The 22,402-nt window shown below is 64.6% G+C and carries 15 protein-coding genes; 5 read left to right on the top strand and 10 right to left on the bottom strand.

All coding sequences use genetic code 11. The features are described 5' to 3' along the window. Positions 1-70: 70 nt before the first annotated feature. Entirely contained in the window at positions 71-4,183 is a 4,113-nt protein-coding gene (locus ACTJK0_RS08785) for an FtsK/SpoIIIE domain-containing protein (RefSeq protein WP_440744132.1), read from the top strand. Between the two features lie 83 nt (positions 4,184-4,266). Here ACTJK0_RS08785 and ACTJK0_RS08780 read toward each other — a convergent pair whose 3' ends face one another. Continuing rightward, on the bottom strand, positions 4,267-4,752 hold the full coding sequence (locus tag ACTJK0_RS08780) for a hypothetical protein (RefSeq protein ID WP_110541118.1): 486 nt from the start codon (positions 4,750-4,752) through the stop codon (positions 4,267-4,269). 230 nt (positions 4,753-4,982) lie between these two features. On the opposite strand from ACTJK0_RS08780, the gene ACTJK0_RS08775 reads away from it, so the two are divergent. Beyond that, positions 4,983-5,231, top strand: a complete 249-nt coding sequence (locus ACTJK0_RS08775; protein ID WP_003804966.1) for a WhiB family transcriptional regulator — start codon at positions 4,983-4,985, stop codon at positions 5,229-5,231. Between the two features lie 172 nt (positions 5,232-5,403). On the opposite strand, the gene ACTJK0_RS08770 is transcribed toward ACTJK0_RS08775, so the two are convergent. The 4 genes from ACTJK0_RS08770 to ACTJK0_RS08755 form a co-directional block, all read right to left on the bottom strand. Beyond that, positions 5,404-6,870 carry a PAS domain-containing sensor histidine kinase gene (locus tag ACTJK0_RS08770; RefSeq protein WP_110541119.1) on the bottom strand — a complete coding sequence of 489 codons (1,467 nt, stop codon included), beginning with the start codon at positions 6,868-6,870 and terminating at the stop codon, positions 5,404-5,406. A gap of 27 nt (positions 6,871-6,897) precedes the next feature. Beyond that, entirely contained in the window at positions 6,898-11,751 is a 4,854-nt protein-coding gene (locus ACTJK0_RS08765; protein ID WP_440744133.1) for an NAD-glutamate dehydrogenase, read from the bottom strand. Between the two features lie 70 nt (positions 11,752-11,821). After that, entirely contained in the window at positions 11,822-13,111 is a 1,290-nt protein-coding gene (locus ACTJK0_RS08760; RefSeq protein WP_440744134.1) for an AAA family ATPase, read from the bottom strand. Then, positions 13,108-13,749 (bottom strand): hypothetical protein, encoded by a 642-nt coding sequence (locus tag ACTJK0_RS08755; RefSeq protein ID WP_110541122.1) that lies wholly within the window; start codon positions 13,747-13,749, stop codon positions 13,108-13,110. The genes ACTJK0_RS08760 and ACTJK0_RS08755 overlap by 4 nt, the downstream gene beginning before the upstream one ends. Positions 13,750-13,902: 153 nt before the next feature. Here ACTJK0_RS08755 and ACTJK0_RS08750 point away from each other — a divergent pair, with 153 nt between their 5' ends. Continuing rightward, the gene (locus ACTJK0_RS08750; RefSeq protein ID WP_110541123.1) at positions 13,903-14,118 is read left to right on the top strand and encodes a helix-turn-helix domain-containing protein; all 216 of its coding nucleotides are present in this window, start codon (positions 13,903-13,905) and stop codon (positions 14,116-14,118) included. Here ACTJK0_RS08750 and ACTJK0_RS08745 read toward each other — a convergent pair. After that, positions 14,115-14,693, bottom strand: a complete 579-nt coding sequence (locus ACTJK0_RS08745; protein WP_110541124.1) for a hypothetical protein — start codon at positions 14,691-14,693, stop codon at positions 14,115-14,117. The two genes, ACTJK0_RS08750 and ACTJK0_RS08745, sit on opposite strands and share 4 nt — an antisense overlap. Positions 14,694-14,830: 137 nt before the next feature. On the opposite strand from ACTJK0_RS08745, the gene ACTJK0_RS08740 reads away from it, so the two are divergent. Beyond that, entirely contained in the window at positions 14,831-15,721 is an 891-nt protein-coding gene (locus ACTJK0_RS08740) for a LysM peptidoglycan-binding domain-containing protein (protein WP_440744135.1), read from the top strand. A 90-nt stretch (positions 15,722-15,811) separates the two neighbouring features. Continuing rightward, positions 15,812-16,318 (top strand): Rv3235 family protein, encoded by a 507-nt coding sequence (locus tag ACTJK0_RS08735; RefSeq protein WP_440744136.1) that lies wholly within the window; start codon positions 15,812-15,814, stop codon positions 16,316-16,318. 99 nt (positions 16,319-16,417) lie between these two features. Here the strand turns inward: ACTJK0_RS08735 and secA are convergent, their stop codons facing one another. From secA to ACTJK0_RS08715, 4 genes are all read right to left on the bottom strand, one after another. Next, on the bottom strand, positions 16,418-19,159 hold the full coding sequence (secA, locus tag ACTJK0_RS08730) for a preprotein translocase subunit SecA (RefSeq protein ID WP_440744137.1): 2,742 nt from the start codon (positions 19,157-19,159) through the stop codon (positions 16,418-16,420). A gap of 98 nt (positions 19,160-19,257) precedes the next feature. After that, the gene (locus ACTJK0_RS08725; protein ID WP_440744138.1) at positions 19,258-20,469 is read right to left on the bottom strand and encodes a winged helix-turn-helix domain-containing protein; all 1,212 of its coding nucleotides are present in this window, start codon (positions 20,467-20,469) and stop codon (positions 19,258-19,260) included. 32 nt (positions 20,470-20,501) lie between these two features. Continuing rightward, on the bottom strand, positions 20,502-21,227 hold the full coding sequence (gene hpf / locus ACTJK0_RS08720; protein ID WP_110541128.1) for a ribosome hibernation-promoting factor, HPF/YfiA family: 726 nt from the start codon (positions 21,225-21,227) through the stop codon (positions 20,502-20,504). A gap of 145 nt (positions 21,228-21,372) precedes the next feature. Next, positions 21,373-22,350: a ComF family protein gene (locus ACTJK0_RS08715; RefSeq protein WP_440744139.1), complete on the bottom strand. Its 978-nt coding sequence runs from the start codon at positions 22,348-22,350 to the stop codon at positions 21,373-21,375. Between the last annotated feature and the right edge of the window lie 52 nt (positions 22,351-22,402).

Genomic DNA, 22,402 nt, shown 5'->3' with positions numbered 1-22,402 from the left:
GCGCGATGCGGCTGGGACGTGCTTCACCCCTTGGTTAGCGTGTGGGTACAAGTACGAAGGACCCCAACGCATGACGCTTAATTGCACCCTGGTCGCTGGCCCGGGATCCGGCCTGCAGCCATCACTGGAACTGTCCATCGATGTTCCCGGGGGCACACCCGGCCACGCGATACATGAACAGTTGGTGGGCAAGTTCGGCGCGGGCGCCGTCACAGTCGATGGCGAGGACCTGCGTTCCCTCGTCGTCGGCGTTCCTCCCCTTGTTGAGGCGGCGGTGCTCGTCGACAGCGGGTCCGCGCCTGCCAGCACACGGAGCCGGCGCCGGGTTGATGAAGTTGCCGCGACACTGGCCCTTACCGTGGACAGCGGAGCTGCAGCGGGAACGGTCATGCCGCTTCGCCGTGGCAGCTACAGCATTGGCCGCAGCGGTACGCGGATCGTCATTCCGGACCCTGAGCTCTCCCGTGAACATGCACGCGTCGTCGTCACGGACACGGACATCATCCTGATAGACCTGGACAGCGCCAACGGCACCTTTGTCGACGGCGAAAGGATCCGCAATGCCGTCATCACCACCGACTCCAGCATCAGGTGCGGGCAGTCCTGCTTGTCACTGGTGTTTGCCGACCTGCCGGGAAGGGTTCTTGAAGACGCGGGCAAGTCGGTCGCGCAACCTATCGTGGTCCGAGGCCGGGTCGACCCGGGCAACCGCCTGGTCCTGCTTCTGACGGCCTTGCTCCCGCTGGCCATTGGAATACTGCTGGCCGTGTTCACAGGTATGTGGATGTTCCTGGCATTCTCTGCTGCTTCGGTATTTTCCGTCCTGATACCGGCTGCCAGCGGACGCCGCCAGCGGCGGGAATTGTCGCTGGCGGTACGGGACGCTGTCCGGAAAGACAGGGACCGACGACGGCGGTCCGCACCTTCCCTTCCCCTGGTGGCACTTGCGGCCGCGGAAGCTGCAGGGACGGGCAGTTCCGACCCCGGCGACGGCGTCTGGTTGCGGCTTGGACTGGCAGAACAGGCGGCGAACGTGCGAATTGAAGCAGCAGGCGGCGATAAGCCCGTTCCCTCGGCCGGCATGGTGCCTGTCCTCCTCGACCCCGCACGTCCGTTAACCACTGTGGTCGGCCTGCGCGTTGCCGTTAATGGCAGCATCAGGTCACTGCTCATGCAGCTGGCGGGGTACCCGGCCGGGTGCAGGACGCATGTCCTGGTCCATGGGCTCCCGGAAGACCTGCCACTCGCCGCCCGGTTTCTTTCCGGGGTGACTCTGACCTCAGGAACTCTCGCGGGTGTGGACGCAGTTAAGGGCAAACTTCCCCAAGGCCGCGAGCGCGGAGTCCTTTTGCTGTTGGGAGAAGGCTCTACGGCGGCCGGGAACCCGGTCCGTGAAGCGGCCATTCAGCAGGGGTGGCGCGTTCTTCACTTCCTGCCTTCGGAGGGTGAGTGGCCTGAAGCCGACGTCCTGTTGTCGAACCGGAATTCGGTCCTGCGGCTGGATGGCCACCAAACCGGCTTCGTCGCTGACCTTGCGCCGGAGGATGTGTTCACCAATTTCTGCCGGTCGCTGGCAGGTAGCAGGCGCTGGAATGCGGAACAATCGAATTGTTTTCCCTCGTCCTGCAGCCTGGACGACATCCTGCCCCTGACGGCCGGCGCCACGGTCGAACGGTGGAACATCAGTGGGCGGGACGACAGACTGGCGGTACCTGTGGGCGTCAGCGCGGCCGGAACCAGAACGGTGGATCTCCAGTCCGATGGGCCGCACCTCCTGGTTGCGGGCACCACCGGTGCTGGAAAGTCCGAGCTCCTCCGGAGCTTCACGCTTGCACTGGCAGTGAGCTACCCGCCCGAGCGGGTCAACTTCTTCTTCATCGATTTCAAAGGAGGTTCGGGACTTGGCCCCCTCAGCGGGCTTGTCCACTGCGTTGGGCTGCAGACGGACCTTTCTGTTCCGGAACTGGAGCGGACACTGACGTCACTTCGAGCCGAAGTCCAACTGCGGGAGAGACGCCTTGCTGCGGCGGACGTTCCCGACATCTCCACGTACCGAAACACGCCGTGGGCACACGAACTTGTCCTGCCGCACTTGGTCATCGTTATTGATGAGTTCAGGATGCTCGTTGATGAAGCTCCGAAGGCCCTCCGTGAACTGATGCGCGTAGCATCCATTGGACGGTCGCTGGGCATCCACCTGGTCATGGCAACCCAGCGGCCACAAGGAGCCTTGACAGCCGACATCCGTGCGAACGTCACCTCCAGCATCGCCCTTCGGGTGCAGTCCGACATGGAATCGGTCGACATCATCAACTCCAGGGCGGCGGCCGCCATCAGTGTCGACACCCCCGGTCGGGCTTTCCTGGCCCGCGGGACGGAGCCGCCTGAGGAGTTCCAGGCGGCGTCCCTCGCTTCCGCGGGCGCGGGATCCCAACTGCCGGGAGTCGCCGTCCACCTGACAACGGAATACCTCACCCGGGGGCCGAACCACCCCGCCATTGCTGCACCCACTCCAGTGACTCCGGCACAGGCCGTGGAACCGCTGTCAGCAATGGTGAGGAGTCTTTGTGCTGCCCGGGACACGCCGGCTCCGAGGAGGCCTGTCGCTCCTCCCCTGCCGACGGAACTGGACGAAAGTGCTCCGGACGATCCGGCCGGTTCTGCAGTCCCTGGATGGCGGTGTCCCCCGCCCGTGGACTCGTGTGGCCAGGTAACGCTTGGCTTGATGGATTTACCTGCCGAACAACTGGTAAAACACTTGGGTTGGCAGCCTGGTGTCCATAGCCACGCGGCCTTCATTGGCAGCCCTGCTTCCGGCGCCGGAGGATCCTTGGAAATGACCATTGGACGGCTGATGGCGAGTCCCCGGGAAGCGCATTTCTACTTCCTCGACGGCACTGGAAGCTTCTCGGAGCTCGCCCGCGAAAGCCGGACAGGTGCGCATGCGGTAATCCACGATCTTCGGCGAGGGGTACGCGTGCTGGAGCGACTTGTCGAGGAACTGGGCCGGCGCCTGGCCCAGCCAGCGACTGTGCGCGTACCTCTCACCGTCGCCATTTCCGGTTGGGGCTCCTGGGTTGCCGCTTTCCGGTCCGGGCCGTTGGCCTGGGCGGAAGACCTGGTCCAGGACCTCGTCCGCGACGGCGCCATGGCTGGAATTACCCTGTTGCTGTCGGGAGAGCGGGAGCTGGTTACCGCCAGATTCTTCGCCGCCATTCCAAACCGCTTCTACTTCCCGGCTGGATCCACAGAGGAAAGCCGCGCACTGTGGCCCAGGATGCCTGCCACTGCGGGAGTCGAAGGCAGGGCTGTGGCCTTCGGCCCCATCGCTGGAGGTGGCCCCGCTGTCTGCCAGTTTTACCGACGTCCAGCCCGGGACGGCGGTGACGTGAACACTGCCAAACACCCGAGGGCCTCGTCGCCCCCGTTTCGGGTGGATCCCCTACCCGCCCTCATCACGACAGGACAGGTGGCAGCCTTGGCGGCATTGACGTTGGCACAGCCTTCAACGCCGCCGGACAAGGCGGTATCGCGACCTTTGGACGGGAAACCACGTCGCAGCGGTGGAAGCAGCGCGTCAGGCCAGGTCCCGGGAGACCGCAGGCATCATCAGGAGGTCATCCTGGGTGTGGCCGGGGACGAGGCGGGCGCAGTCTCCGTCCGGCTTCCGCGTGGGGGCGTCGTCGCGGTTCTTGGCAACCCCGGAAACGGCAAGAGCAACACCCTGCAGGCCTTGGTGGCGCTTAATCCTGAACAACCGTGGTGCATGCCTTCTGAATCTCCGGAGTCCACGCCAGACTGTTGGGGTGACCTGCTCCTGCAGGCTCAGGGAGGCGTGCTGCCACGGGACGCAGTGCTGCTCGTGGATGACGTCGACCTGCTTGGCCCGCCCGCGTGGAGGGCGCTGGAGCAGTTGAACGCCTTGGGCCATTCGCTCGTGGTTGCCGCCGCCTACAGCCCCGCACTTATCCAACGTGTTCCACTCATGATGGGCGCGAGGACTTCAGGGGTCGGACTGCTGCTTGGCCCTCGATCCTCTGCCGACGGGGACTTCTACGGGGTCCGCTTCGAAGTGGAGCCACACTCCCCGCCGGGAAGGGGTGTCCTCATTTCTTCCGGCACTTCCCAAGCGCTGCAGGTGGCCTGGGCAGGCGCGGAAGAAAAGGCTTCCGGGACCGGCTAAGGGCTCATACTTCCCGCCCGCGGAACAGCGCTCCGACTAGTCTTCCGGGCTGGTTGGAAACATCAACCGGCCACTGCGGCACCTCAGAGGGTGGGAGGTGCGCTACCTGTCCGGGAGGCGTGGTTGATCACCTTGTTGGAAAACAAAAAGACAATCGCGACGACCGCCGGAACCAGCATTGCCAGCCCGGCCAGGACCAGCCCGCTGGTCAGGGCCGGCACTCCAATGGTCAGGACGAACAATTGTGCCACCAACGCAGCGGCCCGGGTCCAGCGGTACCCACGGTAAAGAAAGACAGCCACAGCGAACAGCCAGGCCGAAAAGGCCAGCAGGAGGCCGAGGGTGAAGACAGCGCCCCAGAACGACAGGACAGGGCTTCCCGAGACCAATTCGTATGCATACCAGCCCGCAGCAGCGAGAAGTGCGGTGGCCTCAGCAGCCGCCACAAGGGACACCACCTTTGCCGCACCGGGGACAGCGGCCGGCCGGCCACCGTCCTGATGGTCCGGCCCGTCAGGGCTGTCGGGAGAAGATGCACTGCCTGCTGGTTCTGCGGGGGGTCTTGACACACTGGCACCCTACCGGACATAGTCTGACACTGGTGAGGGCAGGAGCCGGCACTGTGATGCATCGCTCAGGTTTCGAGGGATATCGTGCGTTCTTACCCCTTGTTTACACAGCGTTAACATGACAGGCTTGATGCAGATGACCAAGGGGGCCCCAGAGGGCCCTTTTCCTTTGTAGCCACTAGTGAATAATTTCACAAAGGCACTTCCCAGAAATGGAGCAACTGATCAGCATGGATTGGCGTAACCGCGCAGCGTGCCTCGACAAGGACCCGGAACTGTTCTTCCCCGTTGGAAACACAGGCCCTGCCCTCCTGCAGATCGAGGAAGCCAAGAGCGTCTGCCGCCGGTGCCCGGTTGTGGACACCTGCCTGCAGTGGGCCCTTGAATCCGGCCAGGACGCGGGCGTATGGGGCGGTATGAGTGAAGACGAGCGCCGCGCCCTCAAGCGCCGCGCTGCCCGTGCCCGCCGCGCCTCCTAGCACGGCCAGCCACACGTAAACCTCCCGGACATGGCCCAAAGCCAATCGGCCGGACATCGCAAAGACCCCGGGACATCCCACACTGGATTGTCCCGGGGTCTTTCGTTGGCTTAGCCGCTGGTAACTCGGCTGTGGTCTCCGGAATCAGGCAGAGGCCACGCCTGGCCGGTGCCTACTTGCCCGCCAGGCTGAGCCGGATCTTGACCTCGGTCCCGCCGCCGTCGCGGCGTTCCCACGTGATGGTGCCGCCCAGTTCGCTGGTTACCAACGTGCGCACAATCTGAAGCCCCAGCCCCTCGACGTGCGGAGTCTGCGGTAGTCCCACGCCGTCGTCGGCGATGGTCACTGTCAGTTCTTCACCGTCTTCCGCCTCAGACCGGTCAGCAACCAGCCACACTGTTCCTGCCCTGCCCTCAAGCCCGTGCTCAACCGCGTTGGTGACCAGTTCGTTGATGACCAACGCAAGCGGCGTGGCCAAATCGCTGGGAAGCTCACCGAACGTTCCCGAACGCTCGGTCCTGACCTGTTGCGACGGCGACGCCACCTCAGCCGACAGGCGGAACTGGCGCCCAATCAGCTCGTCAAAATCAACGCTCTGGGTCAGGCCCTGCGACAAGGTTTCGTGGACCAGGGCAATGGTCGCAACCCGGCGCATGGCCTGCTCCAGCCCCTGCTTCGCCTCATCGCTCACCATGCGCCTCGACTGCATCCGCAGGAGCGCAGCCACGGTCTGGAGATTGTTCTTGACCCGGTGGTGGATCTCCCGGATGGTGGCATCCTTGGTCACCAGCTCCATCTCACGCCGTCGCAGCTCAGAGACGTCCCGGCAGAGAACCAGCGCACCAAACCGCTGCTGTTCATCCCGGAGCGGAATCGCCCGCAGGGACAGGCTCACTCCACGGGACTCAATCTCGCTGCGCCACGGCATACGTCCGGTAACCACCAGCGGCAGGGTCTCATCAACCATGCGCCGGTCCTTCAGGAGGCCGGCGGTTACCTCCGCAAGCGAGCGTCCCTCCAGGGATTCGCCGTCACCCAGGCGCCGGAAGGCAGAGACGCCGTTGGGGCTCGCGTACTGCACCACGCCGTCGGCATCGAGCCGGATCAGCCCGTCCCCCACACGGGGCGCACCCCGCCGGGACCCGGTGGGCGAGGCAAAGTCAGGCCACAGCCCCAGCGTTCCCATCCGAAGCAGGTCGTAGGCGCACTGGCGGTAGGTCAGCTCCAGCCGGGACGGCATTCGCGAGCTGGACAGGTCCATGTGGGTGGTGACCACGGCAAGGGTACGGCCGTTCCGGACCATGGGGACGGCCTCCACCCGCAACGCCATTTCGCTGTTCCAGTTCGTTTCACTGGAGCGCTCGATGGACTTGCTGTGCCAGGCCTTGTCCACCAGGGGCTTCAGGTCGGAGCGGATCCCCTCCCCCACAAAGTCGCTATGGAAGGCGGTATGCGTGGTGGAGGGGCGCACGTGGGCCAGGGCAATATAGCCAAGCTCAGGGTGGGGGAACCACAGCGCCAGGTCCGCGAACGCAAGGTCAGCGACCATCTGCCAGTCCCCCACCAGGAGGTGCAGCCATTCGGCATCGCCCGGCCCGAAATCAGCATGTTCCCTGATAGGGTCCGTAAAGATTGCCACTGCACCTCCATTTGCGACGCCGCACCGCTAGCGCCGGACGATTGACCTCAAGAGCCTCAATGCTACCGACAGTGAAGCCATGTCGTCGGCCTCGAGCGCATTCACCTCATCGAACATGCTCTTCGCCCTGCCCAACTGCTCGGCATTCTGCCCTTCCCAATCCTTGAGCCGCGCCTCGGGCGCGTCCGTGGCGGAGGTGGCGTCCAGCACCGCCGTCGTTATGTCCGAGACGGTGGAGTACAGGTCATCCCGCAGGGCCGCGCGGGCCAGGGCCTGCCACCGGTCCTGCCGGGGCAGGCTGCTGATCCGTTCGAGCAGGGAATCCGCGTGGAACCGGTTAAAGACGGTGTAGTAGACGGCAGCGATGTCCTCGACGCGGTCCTTCCGTGTCCGGGCAATCTTGGCGACATCCAACAGCACGAAGCTTTCGAACAGCTCCGCCCAGCGCAGCGCGAGGTTCTCGGGAAGGTTCCATTCGCGTCCCTTCTCCAACCATTCGGCCACCCGCTGCCGGTCATCGCCACGCAGGTAGTCCAGGAGGCGGGCGCGCATCGGATCCATCAGCGGCTTGAACTCGCCCACCACGTCCGCGATGGGGCGCGACACGCTTTCCTGGCTCAACAGCCACCGCACTGCCCGGTCGAGAAGCCGGCGGATGTCCAGGTGGACCGTGCTCCAGTGCTCGGTGGGGAACGAAGCAGGCAGGCTGTTCAGTTCGGCCACCATCGCATCGAGCTCATAGACCTCCCGCAGCGCCACGAAAGCCTTCGCGACAGCCACTTCGCTGGCCGATGTCTCCTCCATGACGCGGAAGGCGAACGTGATTCCACCCAGATTGATCATGTCGTTGGCCACCACGGTGGCAATGATTTCCCGGCGCAGCGGGTGGGTATCCAGCTCCGCGTCAAAACGTTCACGCAGCTGGTGCGGGAAGTAGGAACGCAACGTGTCCCGGAACCAGGGGTCATCCGCGAGGTCGCTGTCCCGGAGCGCCGAGGCAAGCTCGATCTTGGCATAGGCGGCCAGCACCGACAGCTCGGGAGAGGTGAGGCCCTGCCCTTGCTGCAGCCGTTCGCGCAGGACTTCTGTGGTAGGCAGCGCCTCCAGGTCCCGCTTCAGGTCTGCGCTCTTCTCCAGCCAGTCCATGAGCCGTTCATAGCTGGGGCTCCATTCCGCCACCCGGGTCCGGTCGTTCAGGAGCAGGATGTTCTGGTCGATGTTGTCTTCGAGGACCAGCCGGCCGACCTCGTCTGTCATGGATGCAAGGAAGTCTGCGCGTTCGGCCTCAGGCAGCTTGCCCGCGGCGACCATCCGGTCCACGAAGATCTTGATGTTCACTTCGTGGTCGGAGCAGTCGACGCCGGCCGAGTTGTCGATCGCGTCGGTGTTCAGGATGACCCCCTGCAGGGCAGCTTCAATGCGTCCGCGCTGGGTCATGCCCAGGTTGCCGCCTTCACCGACCACTTTGACCCGCAGGTCCCGGCCGTCGACACGGATCGCATCATTTGCCTTGTCGCCCACAGACGCGTTGGTCTCCGAGCCCGCCTTGACGTACGTCCCGATTCCGCCGTTGTAGAGAAGGTCTGCCGGTGCCAGCAGGATGGCCCGCAAGAGCTCGGGCGGACTCAGTTCGGAAGTCTCCGCGGACAGCCCCAGCGCGCTCCGCACCTGCGGGGATAGCGGAATGGACTTGGCTTGCCGGGCAAAGACCCCGCCGCCTTCACTGATCAGCGACTTGTCGTAGTCGTCCCACGAGGACCTGGGCAGCTCGAACAGCCGCTGCCGCTCCACAAAGGAAGATTCCTCGTCCGGGTTGGGGTCCAGGAAGATATGGCGGTGGTCGAACGCGGCCAGGAGGCGGATGTGCCGGGAGAGCAGCATGCCGTTGCCGAAAACGTCCCCTGACATGTCTCCCACACCCACCACGGTGAAGGGTTGCGTCTGCGTGTCCAGATCCAGCTCACTGAAATGCCGCTTGACCGATTCCCAGGCACCCCGGGCGGTGATGCCCATTGCCTTGTGGTCGTACCCCACCGAGCCGCCGGAAGCGAAGGCGTCGCCCAGCCAGAACCCGTACTCCGCGGACAGGCCGTTTGCGATGTCCGAGAACGTCGCGGTTCCCTTGTCCGCCGCGACCACAAGGTAGGAGTCGTCGTCGTCATGCCTCACAACGTTCGACGGCGGGACGAGCCGCTCGCCGCCGGCTTCGGTAACGAGGTTGTCAGTCAGGTCCAGCAGCCCGCGGATGAAGGTCTTGTAGCTTTCAACCCCTTCAGCCATCCAGGCTGCCCGGTCGACTGACGGGTCCGGAAGCTGCTTGGCGAAGAAGCCACCCTTCGCCCCGGTGGGGACGATGACGGCATTCTTGACGGTCTGCGCCTTCACCAGGCCCAGGACCTCGGTGCGGAAATCCTCGCGCCGATCGGACCAGCGGAGGCCGCCGCGGGCGACCTTGCCGAACCGCAGATGGGCACCCTCCACCCTCGGGGAGTAGACCCAGATTTCGAACATGGGCCGCGGGAATGGCAGCCCTTCAATCTGTGCCGGATCCAGCTTGAAGCTCAGGTGTGGCTTGTCCTGGTAGAAGTTGGTGCGGAGGGTGGCCTCGATGAGGTTGACGAAGGTGCGCAGGACGCGGTCGGCGTCGAGGGTGGCAACTTTCTCGATGGACACTGCCAGTTCCTGCCGGACGGTCGTCTGGGCTTCCCCGCGGCCGCCTTCGCCGATGGCGGGATCAAAGCGGGCGGCAAAGAGTGCCGTCAGGCCCCGGGTCACATCCGGGTTGGCCAGGAGGGTGTCCGCCATGAAGCCGAAGGAGCTGCTGTTGCCCATCTGGCGCATGTACCTGGCGTAGGCCCGAAGCACCGTGATCTGGCGCCAGTGCAGGCCTTCGCGCAGAACCAGGCGGTCAAAGCTGTCAGATTCGGCAGCACCGGTGACCGCCGCACCGAATGACTCGGCAAGGAGCTCACCCGTGGACACCGGATCCACCCCGGCCGGGTACTTCAGCCCCAGGTCATAGAGGAAGAAGTCCCGGTGGTCGGCTGTTTCGATTTCGAAGGGGCGTTCATCAAGGACTTCAAGTCCCAGGTTGTGGAAGTACGGCAGGATCTGGCTCAGGCTCTTGGGCTCCAGCATGTAGAGCTTGACCCTGGCGTCTTCCTCCAGCGTGGCGCCGGCCCCCTCAGGAAGGTACACATGGACGCCGGGCCGGTCCTGACGGGCGCCGGTGTTCCTCTCGGCGGCCGCACCGTACTTCTCGAAGCGGGAGATGTCTTCCAGCGCGTCTTCGACTTCGTAGTCCACCCGGTAGCTCGCGGGAAACGCCTCGGCCCAGATGGCGGCGAGCTGCTTGGCTTCGGCCGGGTCCCGCCCCTCACGCAGTACTTCCGCGATGCCTTCGCTCCAGGACCGTGCCGCGCGGACCAGCCGCTTTTCCAGTTCGTCGCTGTTGACGTGGCTGACGTCGGCGTCCTTGGGCAGCCGGATGCGGAAGAACAACCGTGCGAGGGCTGATTCGGTCATGCGTGCCTCGTAGTCGATCGACACCGCCTGGAACGTCTCGCGGAGTTCCTGCTCGATACGGAGCCTAACGTTTGTGGTGTACCGGTCGCGGGGCAGGTAGACCACAGCGGACATGAACCGTCCGTAAATGTCAGGCCTCAGGAACAGCCTGGTGCGCCGCCGTTCCTGCAGCTTCTGAATACCGAGCGCCGTTGCCGCCAGATCGGGAATTTCGATCTGGAACAACTCATCACGGGGGTAGGTCTCCAGGATTCCCAGGAGGTCCTTGCCGGAGTGCGAGTCCGGTGGGAAGCCTGCGCTCTGCAGCACGGCGTCGACCTTTTCCCGGACGATGGGAATGTCGCGGACGGATCCGGCGTAGGCGCTGGTGGCGAAGAGTCCGATGAAGCGCCGCTCGCCGTTGACGTTGCCTGCGGCGTCGAAACTTTTGACGCCAATGTAGTCCAGATAGGCCGAACGGTGAACCGTGGAACGGGAATTGGCTTTGGTGATCACAAGGGCGCGCTTTTCCCGCGCCTTCTTGCGGCCGGTGTCGGTAAGGTGCTGGATGTGCGGGGAGTCGGCGGCCGCCCGCAGCAGCCCCAGGCCGCTGTCCTCACGCAGTTCCAGGACGTCCTCGCCGTCGACGTTGAGCAGGTCGTATTCCCGGTAGCCGAGGAATGTGAAGTTCCCGTCGTCCAGCCAGCGGAGCAGGTCCTTGGCCTGCCGCAGCTCTACAATCTGCGCCGAATTTGCCACCTGGTCCAGGCTTTCGGAGATCTCCAGTGCCTTTTGGCGCATCTTGGACCAGTCCTCGACGGCCGCCCGGACATCCTTCAGCACGCGGGTAAGGCCTGCGAGGAGCGATTGCTTGGCGTCGTCGGACACGCGGGAGATTTCGACGGCGATCCAGGACTCCATGTGCGAGGCGTCTTCACCCTGCGCGATCAGGTGGGAAAGGTTGGGCATGGCTGCCGTATCCCCGCTGGAGATTCCCAAGTGCGCGGGAACCCGGTTGACCTTGACCAGTTCACCGGTTTCGCGGTTCCGGGTAGCGACGAAAAGCGGGTGGACCACCAGCTTGATGGCGGCGTGCTGGCGCACGAGCTCGGCGTTGACAGAGTCGACGAGGAACGGCATATCGTCTGTGACGACAAAGATGACGCTGCTGTCCTCTTCGTCGTTAATCGAGATCTTCGCCTGTCCGGGCTGCCGGACAGCCGCCGCGGCCCGGTGCTGGCTGGCCCGCGCCTCAAGGACATCGCGGGGGTAGCTTCGGGCATCCTCCTCAGCCAGGTGCTGGTAGTAGTCCCCCATGAAGCCTTCAAGGCCTTCAATGGAGAGGGGCTGGTCCTCCACGCTGGATCCAGACGACATCGACAACGCCTCCATATGAGATATTCGCCGCACCTTTGCAGCTCTTATGGCGAGCCTAGTCGTTTGCCCTTCACCGTGGTGTGGAAGAAAATACAGAGGATTTCGCTTTTCGCTGGCCGGATGCACAAACCAAGGCTCGGATCGCACTTCTCAGCGGAGACTCCGGGCAGGCTTCGAGAAGGAGCGAGCCAGCCAGGAGGGCTGCATCCGCGGCTGCGGGATCGTGGGGAATGAAGGCGGAAAGCCCGGTGGCCGGTCCGTATCGTTCCCATGCGTCCCGCAACTGCCGCTCCGGGCCCCGGCCCACGGCGGAGGCCCGCACCTTGTTCATGACGACAGTCGGTGACGCCTGGGGAACTGCCGCCTCCAGCTCAGCGAGACCGCGAACCATGCGGGGAACACCCACGGGGTCCGCGGCACCAACAGCGTAGACCGTGTCCGCCAGTTCCAGGGGGCGCAGTGTGGCAGCATTCCTCCGAGGCGCCATCGTGTCGAAACTCAGTTCCTCATCCGCCTCCAGGCAGAACCCGGTGTCGACCACGACCACGTCGGCCACCTGCCGGGCTCGTTCCAGGACCAGCGACAAGGCGGCGGCCCGGAGTTCCGTCCAGCGGTCTGCCCGGGTTATGCCCGTTAACACCCGGAATGTGCCGGAGGACGTGGCGACTCTGGTTGCCACCTTGCGGAGGCCATCGGCGTCCAGCAGACCCTGGTCGGCAAGCCTGCACGCCTGGGCCAGGCCGGCTGACTCATCCAGTAATCCAAGCACGGCCGCGACGCTGGCGCCGTAAGTGTCGGCGTCGATCAGCAGAACGTCCTGCCCCTCCGCCGCCAACTCGCCGGCGATGTTCACCGCGATCGTGGTTCTTCCCGGGGACCCCGCCGGACCCCAGACGGCCACGACCTTTCCGCTTCCGGAACTCTCCGTGCCAGGATCCGGCTCCACGGGTTTCGTAACCAGGGCAGCGCCGGTGTCAGAACCTGCACTTAGGCCTGTTGGGCGGATGGCTCCGGTCAGCTGCGCCACAGCCTCAGCGATCCTGTCCGACAGCTGGGCGGACTCAACCCCAGTCACAGCGGAGGCAACACCGATCTTCCGGAGCCGGGCTGCCTCCTCTGCGCTGTCAGTCAACGCAACCACCGCAACGCCAACAGCCCCAAGGCGGTCCACCAGGGAGGCGGTCAGTCCCTCGGACCCCTCAGCCACCACTGCGGCCCTGGCCAGGCCACTTTGGCAGGCCGCGAGCAGCTCGGGAAGTTCCGCGCACCTTCGCACCACCGTGACCGGACCATGCAGCCTCTCGAGTCCGCCCACCAGATCCTCGCGGCTTTGCCCCACGGTGACGACGGGGATGCTCACTTGGCTCCACCCGGGTTCCACACAACGGAGATCTTCGCCTCATTGGCCTGGGCACCCAGCAGGGCAGGCATCTGCTTGTCATCCACCAGGACCATCAACACCGTGCTCTTTGAGGACCCAAGGGCAGTGGACCCGCTGGCAACCTCAGCGATTTCGGCCCCCGGGAGAATGAGTTTGGGTTCACTGAACCCGTTTTTTGCATCCGGCTGGGCGACCCAGACATCGACGCGGGCTCCCGCGACGGCCTGCGACGGCAGCGTCTGCTCAATATTGAGGGCGACAGGTTTCCGGTCCAGCTCGTCGACCTCACCGAGGCTTGCCCGTGGAACCAACTGGTCCTTGGCGATCCTTTGCATGGCCACGACGCCCTGCGGCAGGCCCGACTCGACGGTGATGTAGTGCTGTTCGGTATCGCCAAGCCGCACTTTAGCCCGGACGACGTTCTCCTGCGTCAGCCGTTCTCCGACCCCGATTCCCTCCCGCGCCGCATAAACCTCCGTGGTGCGGTCTGCGCTGCCAACGAGGTAGATGACACCAGCGACGGACACCAGGACCAGGAGAACGCCCACCAACAGCCGGGGATCCCTCCACGAGGGCCGTTTAAGCCGTGCTGCAGTGGCATTTGCATCTGGAACCATACCGTTCTCCCCCTAGGCATCCCGGACCTCCACCCAGTGGCCCGGTTTCCTCATTGTTGCCGCAAGGCCCCCTGAACAAAAGTCATTTTCTTAAATGCCGCCAAACTGTGGATAACAGCCCCAAAATGCGTCATTTGGTGGCAAAATAGGTGCATGCCAAGGTTCCTCACCCTCGCGGATGTCGCGGAGCAGCTCCAGATCAACTCGCCTGCCGCTTACGCCCTGGTCCGCAGCGGCGAGCTCAAGGCCATCCAGGTGGGCGGCCGCGGCCAATGGCGCGTCGAAGAGAAGATGCTGGAGCAGTACATCGAGGAACGCTATGCCGAGGCCAGCCGCATGATCCGGGAATCGCGCTCCAAGTCGGTCTAGCCCGCCGCTGTGGCGCCCGATTTGTTCGATCTGACCATCGCCACCACGGCGAACGGGATGGCTGATACCTGGCCCACACTGCTATTTCTTCGCGCCTCGCCCGGTATCACGGCGGCCAGGTCCAGGTGATCGCTCCCGACCCGGTCGATGACGCCCGCCAGCCGCGTGGTTCCGGCTCCGCCACCGATCGTCACCACCAGCTCTGCGCGGTCCCGCGCCAGGCCCCGCAGCGAGTGGGCAAGTCCGAGTGACCGGCGGACACGCGACTTCTCTGCCCGCACATGCCTGCCCAGCCCTGTATAGCGCGCTGCGGCCCAGTAGGGAATGAGCACTTGGTGCTGGCCTTCGTCCAGCACCAGCGCGTCCGCACCCGCATGCACCAGCTCCCCCTGCACCGAATCACCGCAGAGCAGGTGGACGCCGATCCTGCAACCGATCGTTGCCCGGAGCCGGTCTTCAAGCGGCAGGCCGACCATCTCGGCCCGTGCCCGCTCATTGACCTCCGTCTCGAGGGCCAGGCGATCGATCTCCGCCAGCTGGCTTTCCATGTCGTTGAAGAGTGCATCCCAGCGCATCCCGTCAGCGTAGGGTCCCCTTGTCCGACCGTCAACGCCCGCAATTTTTCTCTACAACGTCTGGACAAACATCCGACGCTGCGCTCAGACTGTTCAAACAGCAGCAAACTGCATCAAAATGCATCGAAAGAGGAAAAATGGCAGGTTTCGTTGGCGGAAGATGGTTCGATGCAGCCATGGCCCTGGCAGTGCTGGCACTGGGCATTCTGCTTTGCCTCCTCGGGGCGGGCCTTCTCACACATTGGAAGGTATCCGCGGCACATCACCACGAGGCGTCAACCGATGTCCTCCTGGCAGCAGCATCAGCGGCCGCAGGCCTTGCCCTGCTGCTGTGGTGGACCATCTCGATCCTGGGCGCCGGAGCAGCAGTCCTGCTGGAACATCTGGGGGAGCACGGCGCTGCCGCGGCCGCACGCAAGCTCTCCCCCGCCTTCATGCAGCGGGCCGTGGTTGCCGTCCTGTCGCTCCAACTCGTCACGGGTGTTGCGGCACATGCGGCACCGGTTCCACCGACGCCCGAATGGACGCCCACCCAGGCACGGTCATCCTCGCCGTCAATCCCTGCGGAAAGCCCGGATGGAGCCGGGTACGGCGGACGCGGCATGTCCGCGGGCAGCAATGGCCAGCCACAGTTCGTCCCGGAGTGGAAACCATCAGCAAGCTGGGAAGAACCGGACCCGGAACCGGCAGGAACAGGCGCCGGCCCACAACAGGCCTCCACGCTTGACCCTGGATGGCAGCCTGCTGTCCAGGTGGTTGAGCCCGGTCTGCTGGTCGCACCCCAAACCAGGACCCTCCCGGATACCGGCGTTGCCGGCCCGGGCGGCAGCTCAGGGGAAGTCGCAGTTCTCGCCGGCGACACGCTGTGGGACATCGTGGCGAACTACCTGGGCCCCGAAGCGTCGGATGTGGACATCGCTCTCGAATGGCCCCGATGGTACGCCGCCAACCGTGCGCAGATCGGCGGAAGTCCCGATGTCCTGTTGCCCGGCCAGGTCCTCCAGGCACCCACAGCTCCCTACCGCTAAGAACTCCGGCACGTCCACCCACAGCCGGCCGAACCAACCAGACGAAAACGCCAGCCAGCTCAACACAGCCAATCAACCAAGGGGAACACCATGACCGCAGTGACACCTGCACGGGCCGGCCGGGGGCTGGCCGCCGACACCAGGGATGGCGGGAGGAGCATCGGAAGCAAGGCAACTGCGTCCACAGCACCGAAGCCGCCAGATCAGTCGGCCGGGACCGTGCTGGCGCCGCTGCGGCCCGTCAGCGAGGCCGCTGAAGTCCGCGCCATCACGCGCGGCACGGTTCAGGCCTCCATGGAGGTCCTGGCCGGAATCCGTCCTGTCCACCAGTTGGCGCGCCGGCTGGACCCGCGCTGCCTGGCAGCGCTGCAGCACCGGGCGGCACTGATCAGGCGCGAACTTACCAGGACCGGCAATCCTGCCCTGGCCCGGCTCCACCGGAATTCAACAGTCCGGTGCGTACGGGTCTGCGAGGTGGCTGACGGAATCTACGAAGCCAGTGCCGTGGTGGTGGATGATGTCCGTGCCCGCGCCGTCGCTGTCCGGCTTGAGCGCAGCAAGCAAGTCTGGCGGATCGTTGAACTCGTCATTGGCTGAGCCACCGGTGGTGTGCACGGCTGCAGAGGGAAGCAGGCAGGGCAGGGACGATACCGTCCCTGCCCTGCCTGCTGTTGCCGGTAACTTACCGGCGTCCTGCTAGCGCTTCTTTTTCTTGCCGGTCCGCTTCGCTGCGTCCTGTGCAGCTGCCTTGGCGGGGTTTCCTGAACGGCCGGCCCCCTGGCGGGTTTCCACCCGGGTCTGGGTTCCACCGCTCTCACTGGGGGCGGTGTACTGCAGCTGGGCCGGCTTCTCCGGCGCTTCCAGACCGGCGGCGTGAACCTGCGGATCGACATGCTCGGTGTGGCCACCGGAAGCGTCCTGGACGACGACGTCCTGGGCAGGAGTTACTTCCACTTCAAGGTTGAAGAGGAACCCAACACTCTCCTCGCGGATGGCCTCCATCATGCTCTGGAACATGGCGAAGCCTTCACGCTGGTACTCCACCAGCGGATCGCGCTGCGCCATGGCGCGCAGGCCGATGCCTTCCTTGAGGTAGTCCATCTCGTAGAGGTGTTCCTGCCATTTGCGGCCGATAACCGAAAGCACCACACGGCGTTCGAGTTCGCGCATACTTTCGGAGCCAATGGTTTCCTCACGGGCCTGGTACACCAGGCGGGCATCCGAGAGGATCTCCTCCTTGAGCATCTCGACCGTCACCCGGGACTTCCCGCCGGCTTCCTCGATGATCTCTTCGGCTGTCAGGCTGACCGGGTAGAGAGTCTTCAAATTCGCCCACAGCTGGTGGAAGTCCCAGTCGTCGCCGTTGCCTTCTGCGGTTGCGGCGTCGATGAGGGCGGTGATGGTGTCCTCCACGAAGAACTGGACCTTCTCGTGCAGGTCATCGCCCTCGAGGATGCGGCGGCGGTCGCTGTAAATCGCTTCGCGCTGGCGGTTGAGGACGTCGTCGTATTTCAGGACGTTCTTGCGCTGCTCTGCGTTGCGGCCTTCCACCTGTCCCTGGGCGGAGGCGATGGCACGCGACACGAGCTTGGACTCGAGCGCGACGTCGTCCGGGACGGAACTGTTCATCAGCCGTTCGGCAGCCCCGGAATTGAAGAGCCGCATGAGGTCATCGGTGAGGGAGAGGTAGAACCGCGATTCGCCGGGGTCGCCCTGGCGGCCGGAACGGCCACGAAGCTGGTTGTCGATACGCCGGGATTCGTGGCGCTCGGTGCCCAGCACGTAGAGGCCTCCGAGGTCCAGGACTTCCTCGTGTTCGTCCTTCACGGCCTGCTTGGCTGCTTCGAACGCGGCTGGCCAGGCGGCTTCGTACTCTTCGGAGTTCTCCTCCGGGTCAAGCCCGCGCGTGGCGAGTTCTGCCACTGCTGTGAACTCGGCATTGCCGCCCAGCATGATGTCGGTGCCGCGCCCAGCCATGTTAGTGGCTACGGTGACCGCGCCCTTCCGGCCCGCCTGGGCAACGATGGCAGCTTCACGGGCATGGTTCTTGGCGTTCAGGACCTCGTGGCGGACGCCTTCCTTTGCGAGGAGCTTGGAGAGGTACTCACTCTTCTCGACGCTGGTGGTGCCCACGAGGACGGGCTGGCCCTTTTCGTGCCGTTCGGCGATGTCCCGCACGACGGCGTCGAACTTCACGACCTCGTTCTTGAACACGAGGTCCGGCTGGTCGATGCGCTGCATGTCGCGGTTCGTGGGGATGGCCACAACCCCAAGCTTGTACGTGCTCATGAACTCGGCCGCCTCAGTCTCGGCGGTGCCCGTCATGCCGGAAAGCTTGCTGTACATGCGGAAGTAGTTCTGCAGTGTGACGGTGGCCAGGGTCTGGTTCTCCGCTTTGATCTCGACGCCTTCCTTGGCCTCGATCGCCTGGTGCATGCCCTCGTTGTAGCGCCGGCCTGCCAGGATGCGGCCGGTGTGCTCATCGACGATCAGCACTTCACCGTCCAGGATGACGTAGTCCTTGTCCCGCTTGAACAGTTCCTTGGCCTTGATGGCATTGTTCAGGAACCCAATCAGGGGGGTGTTGGCGGACTCATAAAGGTTGGAGATGCCCAGGTAGTCCTCGACCTTTTCGATGCCGGTCTCCAGGACGCCGACGGTGCGCTTCTTCTCGTCGACTTCGTAATCCTTGCCGGATTCCAGCCGCAGGACTACCTTGGCGAACTCGCTGTACCAGCGGTTGGTGTCCCCTTGCGCCGGGCCCGAGATAATCAGCGGCGTCCGGGCTTCATCGATGAGGATGGAGTCCACTTCGTCGACGATGGCGAAGTTGTGGCCGCGCTGGACCAGTTCAGTCCTGTCCCAGGCCATGTTGTCGCGCAGGTAGTCGAACCCGAATTCGTTGTTGGTTCCGTAGGTGATGTCGGCAGCATACTGCTGGCGGCGGACGGCCGGATCCTGGTTGGCGAGGATGACGCCGCTGGTAAGGCCAAGGAAGCGGTAGACCCGGCCCATAAGTTCGGACTGGTATTCGGCGAGGTAGTCGTTGACCGTGACAACGTGGACACCTTTGCCGGTCAGGGCATTGAGGTAGGCGGGAGCAGTCGCCACCAGGGTCTTGCCCTCACCGGTTTTCATTTCAGCGATATTGCCAAGGTGCAGGGCAGCGCCGCCCATCAGCTGGACGTCGAAGTGGCGCAGCCCCAACGTACGGGACGACGCTTCCCGGACGGCGGCAAACGCCTCGGGAAGCAGGTCGTCCAGCTTCTCACCGTCCCGGTGGCGTTCCCGGAGGCGGTCCGTCTCCTCACGGAGCTCAGCGTCGGTAAAGGTCTTAAATGAGTCTTCAAGGGCATTGATGGAATCGGCATAGTTCCGCAGTTGCCGGAGTGTCTTCTTGTCACCCGTACGGAGGATTTTTTCGATAAGTGATGCCACGTGAAGTTGCTCCCAGTTTGATGCCGCCGAATTCTGGCGTGTTCAGTCTACGGGAGAGACACCTTGGCGGTGCCCCTTTTCCCTGAGAGCGATACGCCCTAGAGGCGCAGGAGTTCCTTCGCCAGCCCCGCGGACAAGTCCCCTGCGGGCCCTACCTGCACGTCGGGCAGGCCAAGCCATTGCGCCATCAGGGCCAGCTCTGCAGCGAGTTCGACGGCGGTGTCCGCCGGCGCGTCCGGCTCAGCAAAGGCGGATCTGACCAGCAGCCGGCTGCCAGTCCGGTCCGCTTTGAGGTCCACCCTGGCCACGATGCGGTCACGCAGCAGGAAAGGCAGGACGTAGTAGCCGTAGCGCCGCTTGGCCTCAGGCGTGTAGATCTCGATGCGGTAATGGAAGCCGAACAGTTCCAACAGCCGCCGGCGCTCAAAGACCAGGGAATCGAAGGGGCTCAGGAGTGCACGGCCGGTGGCCTGCCGCGGCAGCGCTGACTCGACATGCCGGAAGACGGGCCGCCCCCAGCCCGCCACGTTGACCGGTTCCAGCCTGCCTTGCTCCACCAGGTGCTCGACAGCTTGTGTGGTTGCTTTGACGGGCGCGCGGAAATAGTCGGCGAAGCAGCGGATGGTGCCGATTCCGTGGGCCTGGGCCGCAGCGTCGGTCAGTCGCCGGAGCGCAGCTGCCGGGTCCACGTCCGCTGTCGGGACAAGCGCGGGCGGGAGGACTTTGGCGGTCAGTGTGTACCTGCGTTCGAACTGCCCGGTCCGTGAAGCCGCCGATACGAGGCCCGCTTCGAAGAGGTGCTCCAGAACCCGCTTGACAGCGTTCCAGTTCCACCCCCAGTTGTCAGTCTGCCTTTCCTCGACGTGCCCGATGCGGTTGGTCAGCTCAGAGGCGGTCATGGGCCTGGACCGGGCAAGGACCTCCAGGATTTTGCCCTCCACCTCGCTGCGCAGCACGGGGTCCAGCCGGGACGCACCCACCCAGGACCGCTTCTGCCATAACAGGAGGTCCTGGTAATGCTCCGGCCGGATGTAGCTTGCTTCGTGCGCCCAGTATTCGAGCATGCGGCGTGGGTGGCTGCCCGCCATGCGCTGCAGGATGTCCCGGTCGTAGTTTCCAAGGCGTGAATAGAAGGGCAGGAAGTGGCTGCGGACCAGGACATTCACGGAGTCGATCTGGACGAGCTGCAGACGGGCAAAAGTCCGGCCCACCGCCCGTGCTGTCACGGGGCCGGTGGGCCGTCCTTTGTGAAGTCCCTGCGCTGCCAGCGCGATCCGCCGTGCCTGGTCAAGGCTCAGCGTTGCCGACAATTCAGTCCTCTCTGGCGGTGGTGAAGTCCACCCTAAGCGTTGGCGGCGGCGTCGTCCGAGCGGTAGGCAAGGACCTTCTCCTCAATGACGGTGTCACCGGGCTCGCATTCGTGGTCGAGGGTGATCACTCCATAGGTCCAGCCGCGCCGGCGGTACACGACGGAGGGCGTGTTGGTCGCTTTGTCCACGAAGAGGTAGAAGTCGTGGCCGACGAGCTCCATGTTGTCCACGGCGTCGTCGAGGGAAAGTGAGGCCGCAGGAAAGACCTTGCGCCGGATAAGGACCGGGGAGTTACCGGCGGGAATGTCGTTTTCGACGTCGTAAGGGGATGTGTCTTTGGGGGCCTGCGCAGTTTCGTCCCGGTGGTTCGCTTCAAGGTACAGCGGTTCGTGGGCGCTGGCGGGCTCAAGCGACGCTGTTGCTTCGCGGACGGCCTTGGGGGTGTGGCGGCCGTGGTGGACCTTCTTGCGGTCCTTGGCCCGGCGGAGCCGCTCAAGCAGTTTGTTGTAGGCGAGGTCAAAGGCGGCAAATTTGTCTGCGGCACTGGCTTCGGCACGAATCACGGGCCCACGGCCCAGTACTGTCACTTCGACGGTCAGCTGGTCGCCGGTTTGCCGGGCATTGGTCTCCTTGGAAACTTTCGCGTCGACCCTCTGGACCTTGTCGCCCAGCGATTCGATCTTTGCGATTTTTTCCCCGGCATATTCGCGGAACCGGTCTGAAACAGTCAGATTTCGTCCGCTGATCATAAACTCCATGGTGCCCTCCAAATGACTTCGGTGACACGACGGCGGCGCTTCCTTGGGCCGGGCTGGCTTGACAGTCGAGCCCCTCTCCGAGCCGCCATCGAAAGGTACATTCTGTTCTTGGTACCCACCACCGACGTTAGTTCATAGCCACCCGTTATTCATCCTTTCCCGGTTTATTTTTTTCTAAGTCATGCGCTGTTCTCTGCGGCCTGGCGGGCGCTGGTGCCTGGTCCTGTGCGTCCGGCGGGCGTGTCGCAGCAAGCACGACGGCGCCCCTCACCCGGGCCCCCGCATGATGGAGTGCGCGGGCTGCTTCGGCGAGGGTGGAACCTGTGGTGAGGACGTCGTCGACGATGAGGCAGGGCCGTCCTACGGCCTTTGACCGGGCGCCTCGCCTGATGCGCATGGACCCCCGGACGCGCTGGGCGCGGGCTCCCCTCCCCAGGCCTTTTTGCCCCGCCGGCGCCCGCTGCCGGGCCTGACCGGTGTTCCCGCCGGCGAACAGGCGGTACCGCCCCGGCGCCTTGCCCAGGACATCAGCTACGTGGAGGCCAGGATGCTGCCGTGCCGCTTCCCTGAGGAGCAGATGGACGGGACTGAACCCCCGCTTGAGATACCCGCCGGTGCTGGTGGGCACCGGGACCAGCAGCAGTTCCTCGTCGCACGGGGCGGCGGCCCTGAGGGCTCCGGCCAGTGCCTTGCCAAGGCATCTGCCGAGCTGGTACTGGCCGTGCCGTTTGAAGGACAGCAGGGCCTGGGCAAGCTCGTCCCGGTACACGCCGGCGGCAACCACGGGCAGCAGAGGCGTACCGGCGATGTCCATCAAGGCAGGGGCGCCGCCCTCAGCGCGGAACGGCCGGCCGGTCAAGTCACGTACCCTGCCGGCGCAGGACGGGCACAAAGTCCGGTCTTCCGCGCCGCAGCACACACAGTCCACGGGAACCGCCAATGCCAGGAGATCTCCTGCTGCACCCGTGAGCCAATCGACGAGTCGAAGGATGGCAGCATCGTGTTCACCCCGGTGCAGTGCTGCCCACGGCGGGGGCGGCTGCAGGTCCGGGTCCAGACCCCGGGTTCGCGGGGGCGTCCCCAGAGGTTTCCGCGGATGTGTTCCGTGGAGTGCACTGTTCATAGTCCCACTGTGCCCGCCGGGGTCCGGCATTCCAGAGTCACGGCGTCCCTAT

The organism is Paenarthrobacter sp. 22069 (assembly GCF_052046035.1).
Taxonomy (GTDB): Bacteria; Actinomycetota; Actinomycetes; order Actinomycetales; family Micrococcaceae; genus Arthrobacter.
The sequence above is the reverse complement of the archived record's forward strand: the minus strand, read 5'-3'. Positions and strand labels throughout refer to the sequence as shown.

What these genes read in the sequence shown, in the direction of transcription:
- ACTJK0_RS08765 (WP_440744133.1), bottom strand. Translation starts at nt 11,751, where the DNA reads ATGTCGTCTGGATCCAGCGTGGAGGACCAGCCCCTCTCCATTGAAGGC.
- ACTJK0_RS08735 (WP_440744136.1), top strand. Translation starts at nt 15,812, where the DNA reads ATGACCGCAGTGACACCTGCACGGGCCGGCCGGGGGCTGGCCGCCGAC.
- ACTJK0_RS08745 (WP_110541124.1), bottom strand. Translation starts at nt 14,693, where the DNA reads ATGCGCTGGGATGCACTCTTCAACGACATGGAAAGCCAGCTGGCGGAG.
- ACTJK0_RS08750 (WP_110541123.1), top strand. Translation starts at nt 13,903, where the DNA reads ATGCCAAGGTTCCTCACCCTCGCGGATGTCGCGGAGCAGCTCCAGATC.
- ACTJK0_RS08740 (WP_440744135.1), top strand. Translation starts at nt 14,831, where the DNA reads ATGGCAGGTTTCGTTGGCGGAAGATGGTTCGATGCAGCCATGGCCCTG.
- ACTJK0_RS08715 (WP_440744139.1), bottom strand. Translation starts at nt 22,350, where the DNA reads ATGAACAGTGCACTCCACGGAACACATCCGCGGAAACCTCTGGGGACG.
- ACTJK0_RS08775 (WP_003804966.1), top strand. Translation starts at nt 4,983, where the DNA reads ATGGATTGGCGTAACCGCGCAGCGTGCCTCGACAAGGACCCGGAACTG.
- ACTJK0_RS08785 (WP_440744132.1), top strand. Translation starts at nt 71, where the DNA reads ATGACGCTTAATTGCACCCTGGTCGCTGGCCCGGGATCCGGCCTGCAG.
- ACTJK0_RS08755 (WP_110541122.1), bottom strand. Translation starts at nt 13,749, where the DNA reads ATGGTTCCAGATGCAAATGCCACTGCAGCACGGCTTAAACGGCCCTCG.
- hpf (WP_110541128.1), bottom strand. Translation starts at nt 21,227, where the DNA reads ATGGAGTTTATGATCAGCGGACGAAATCTGACTGTTTCAGACCGGTTC.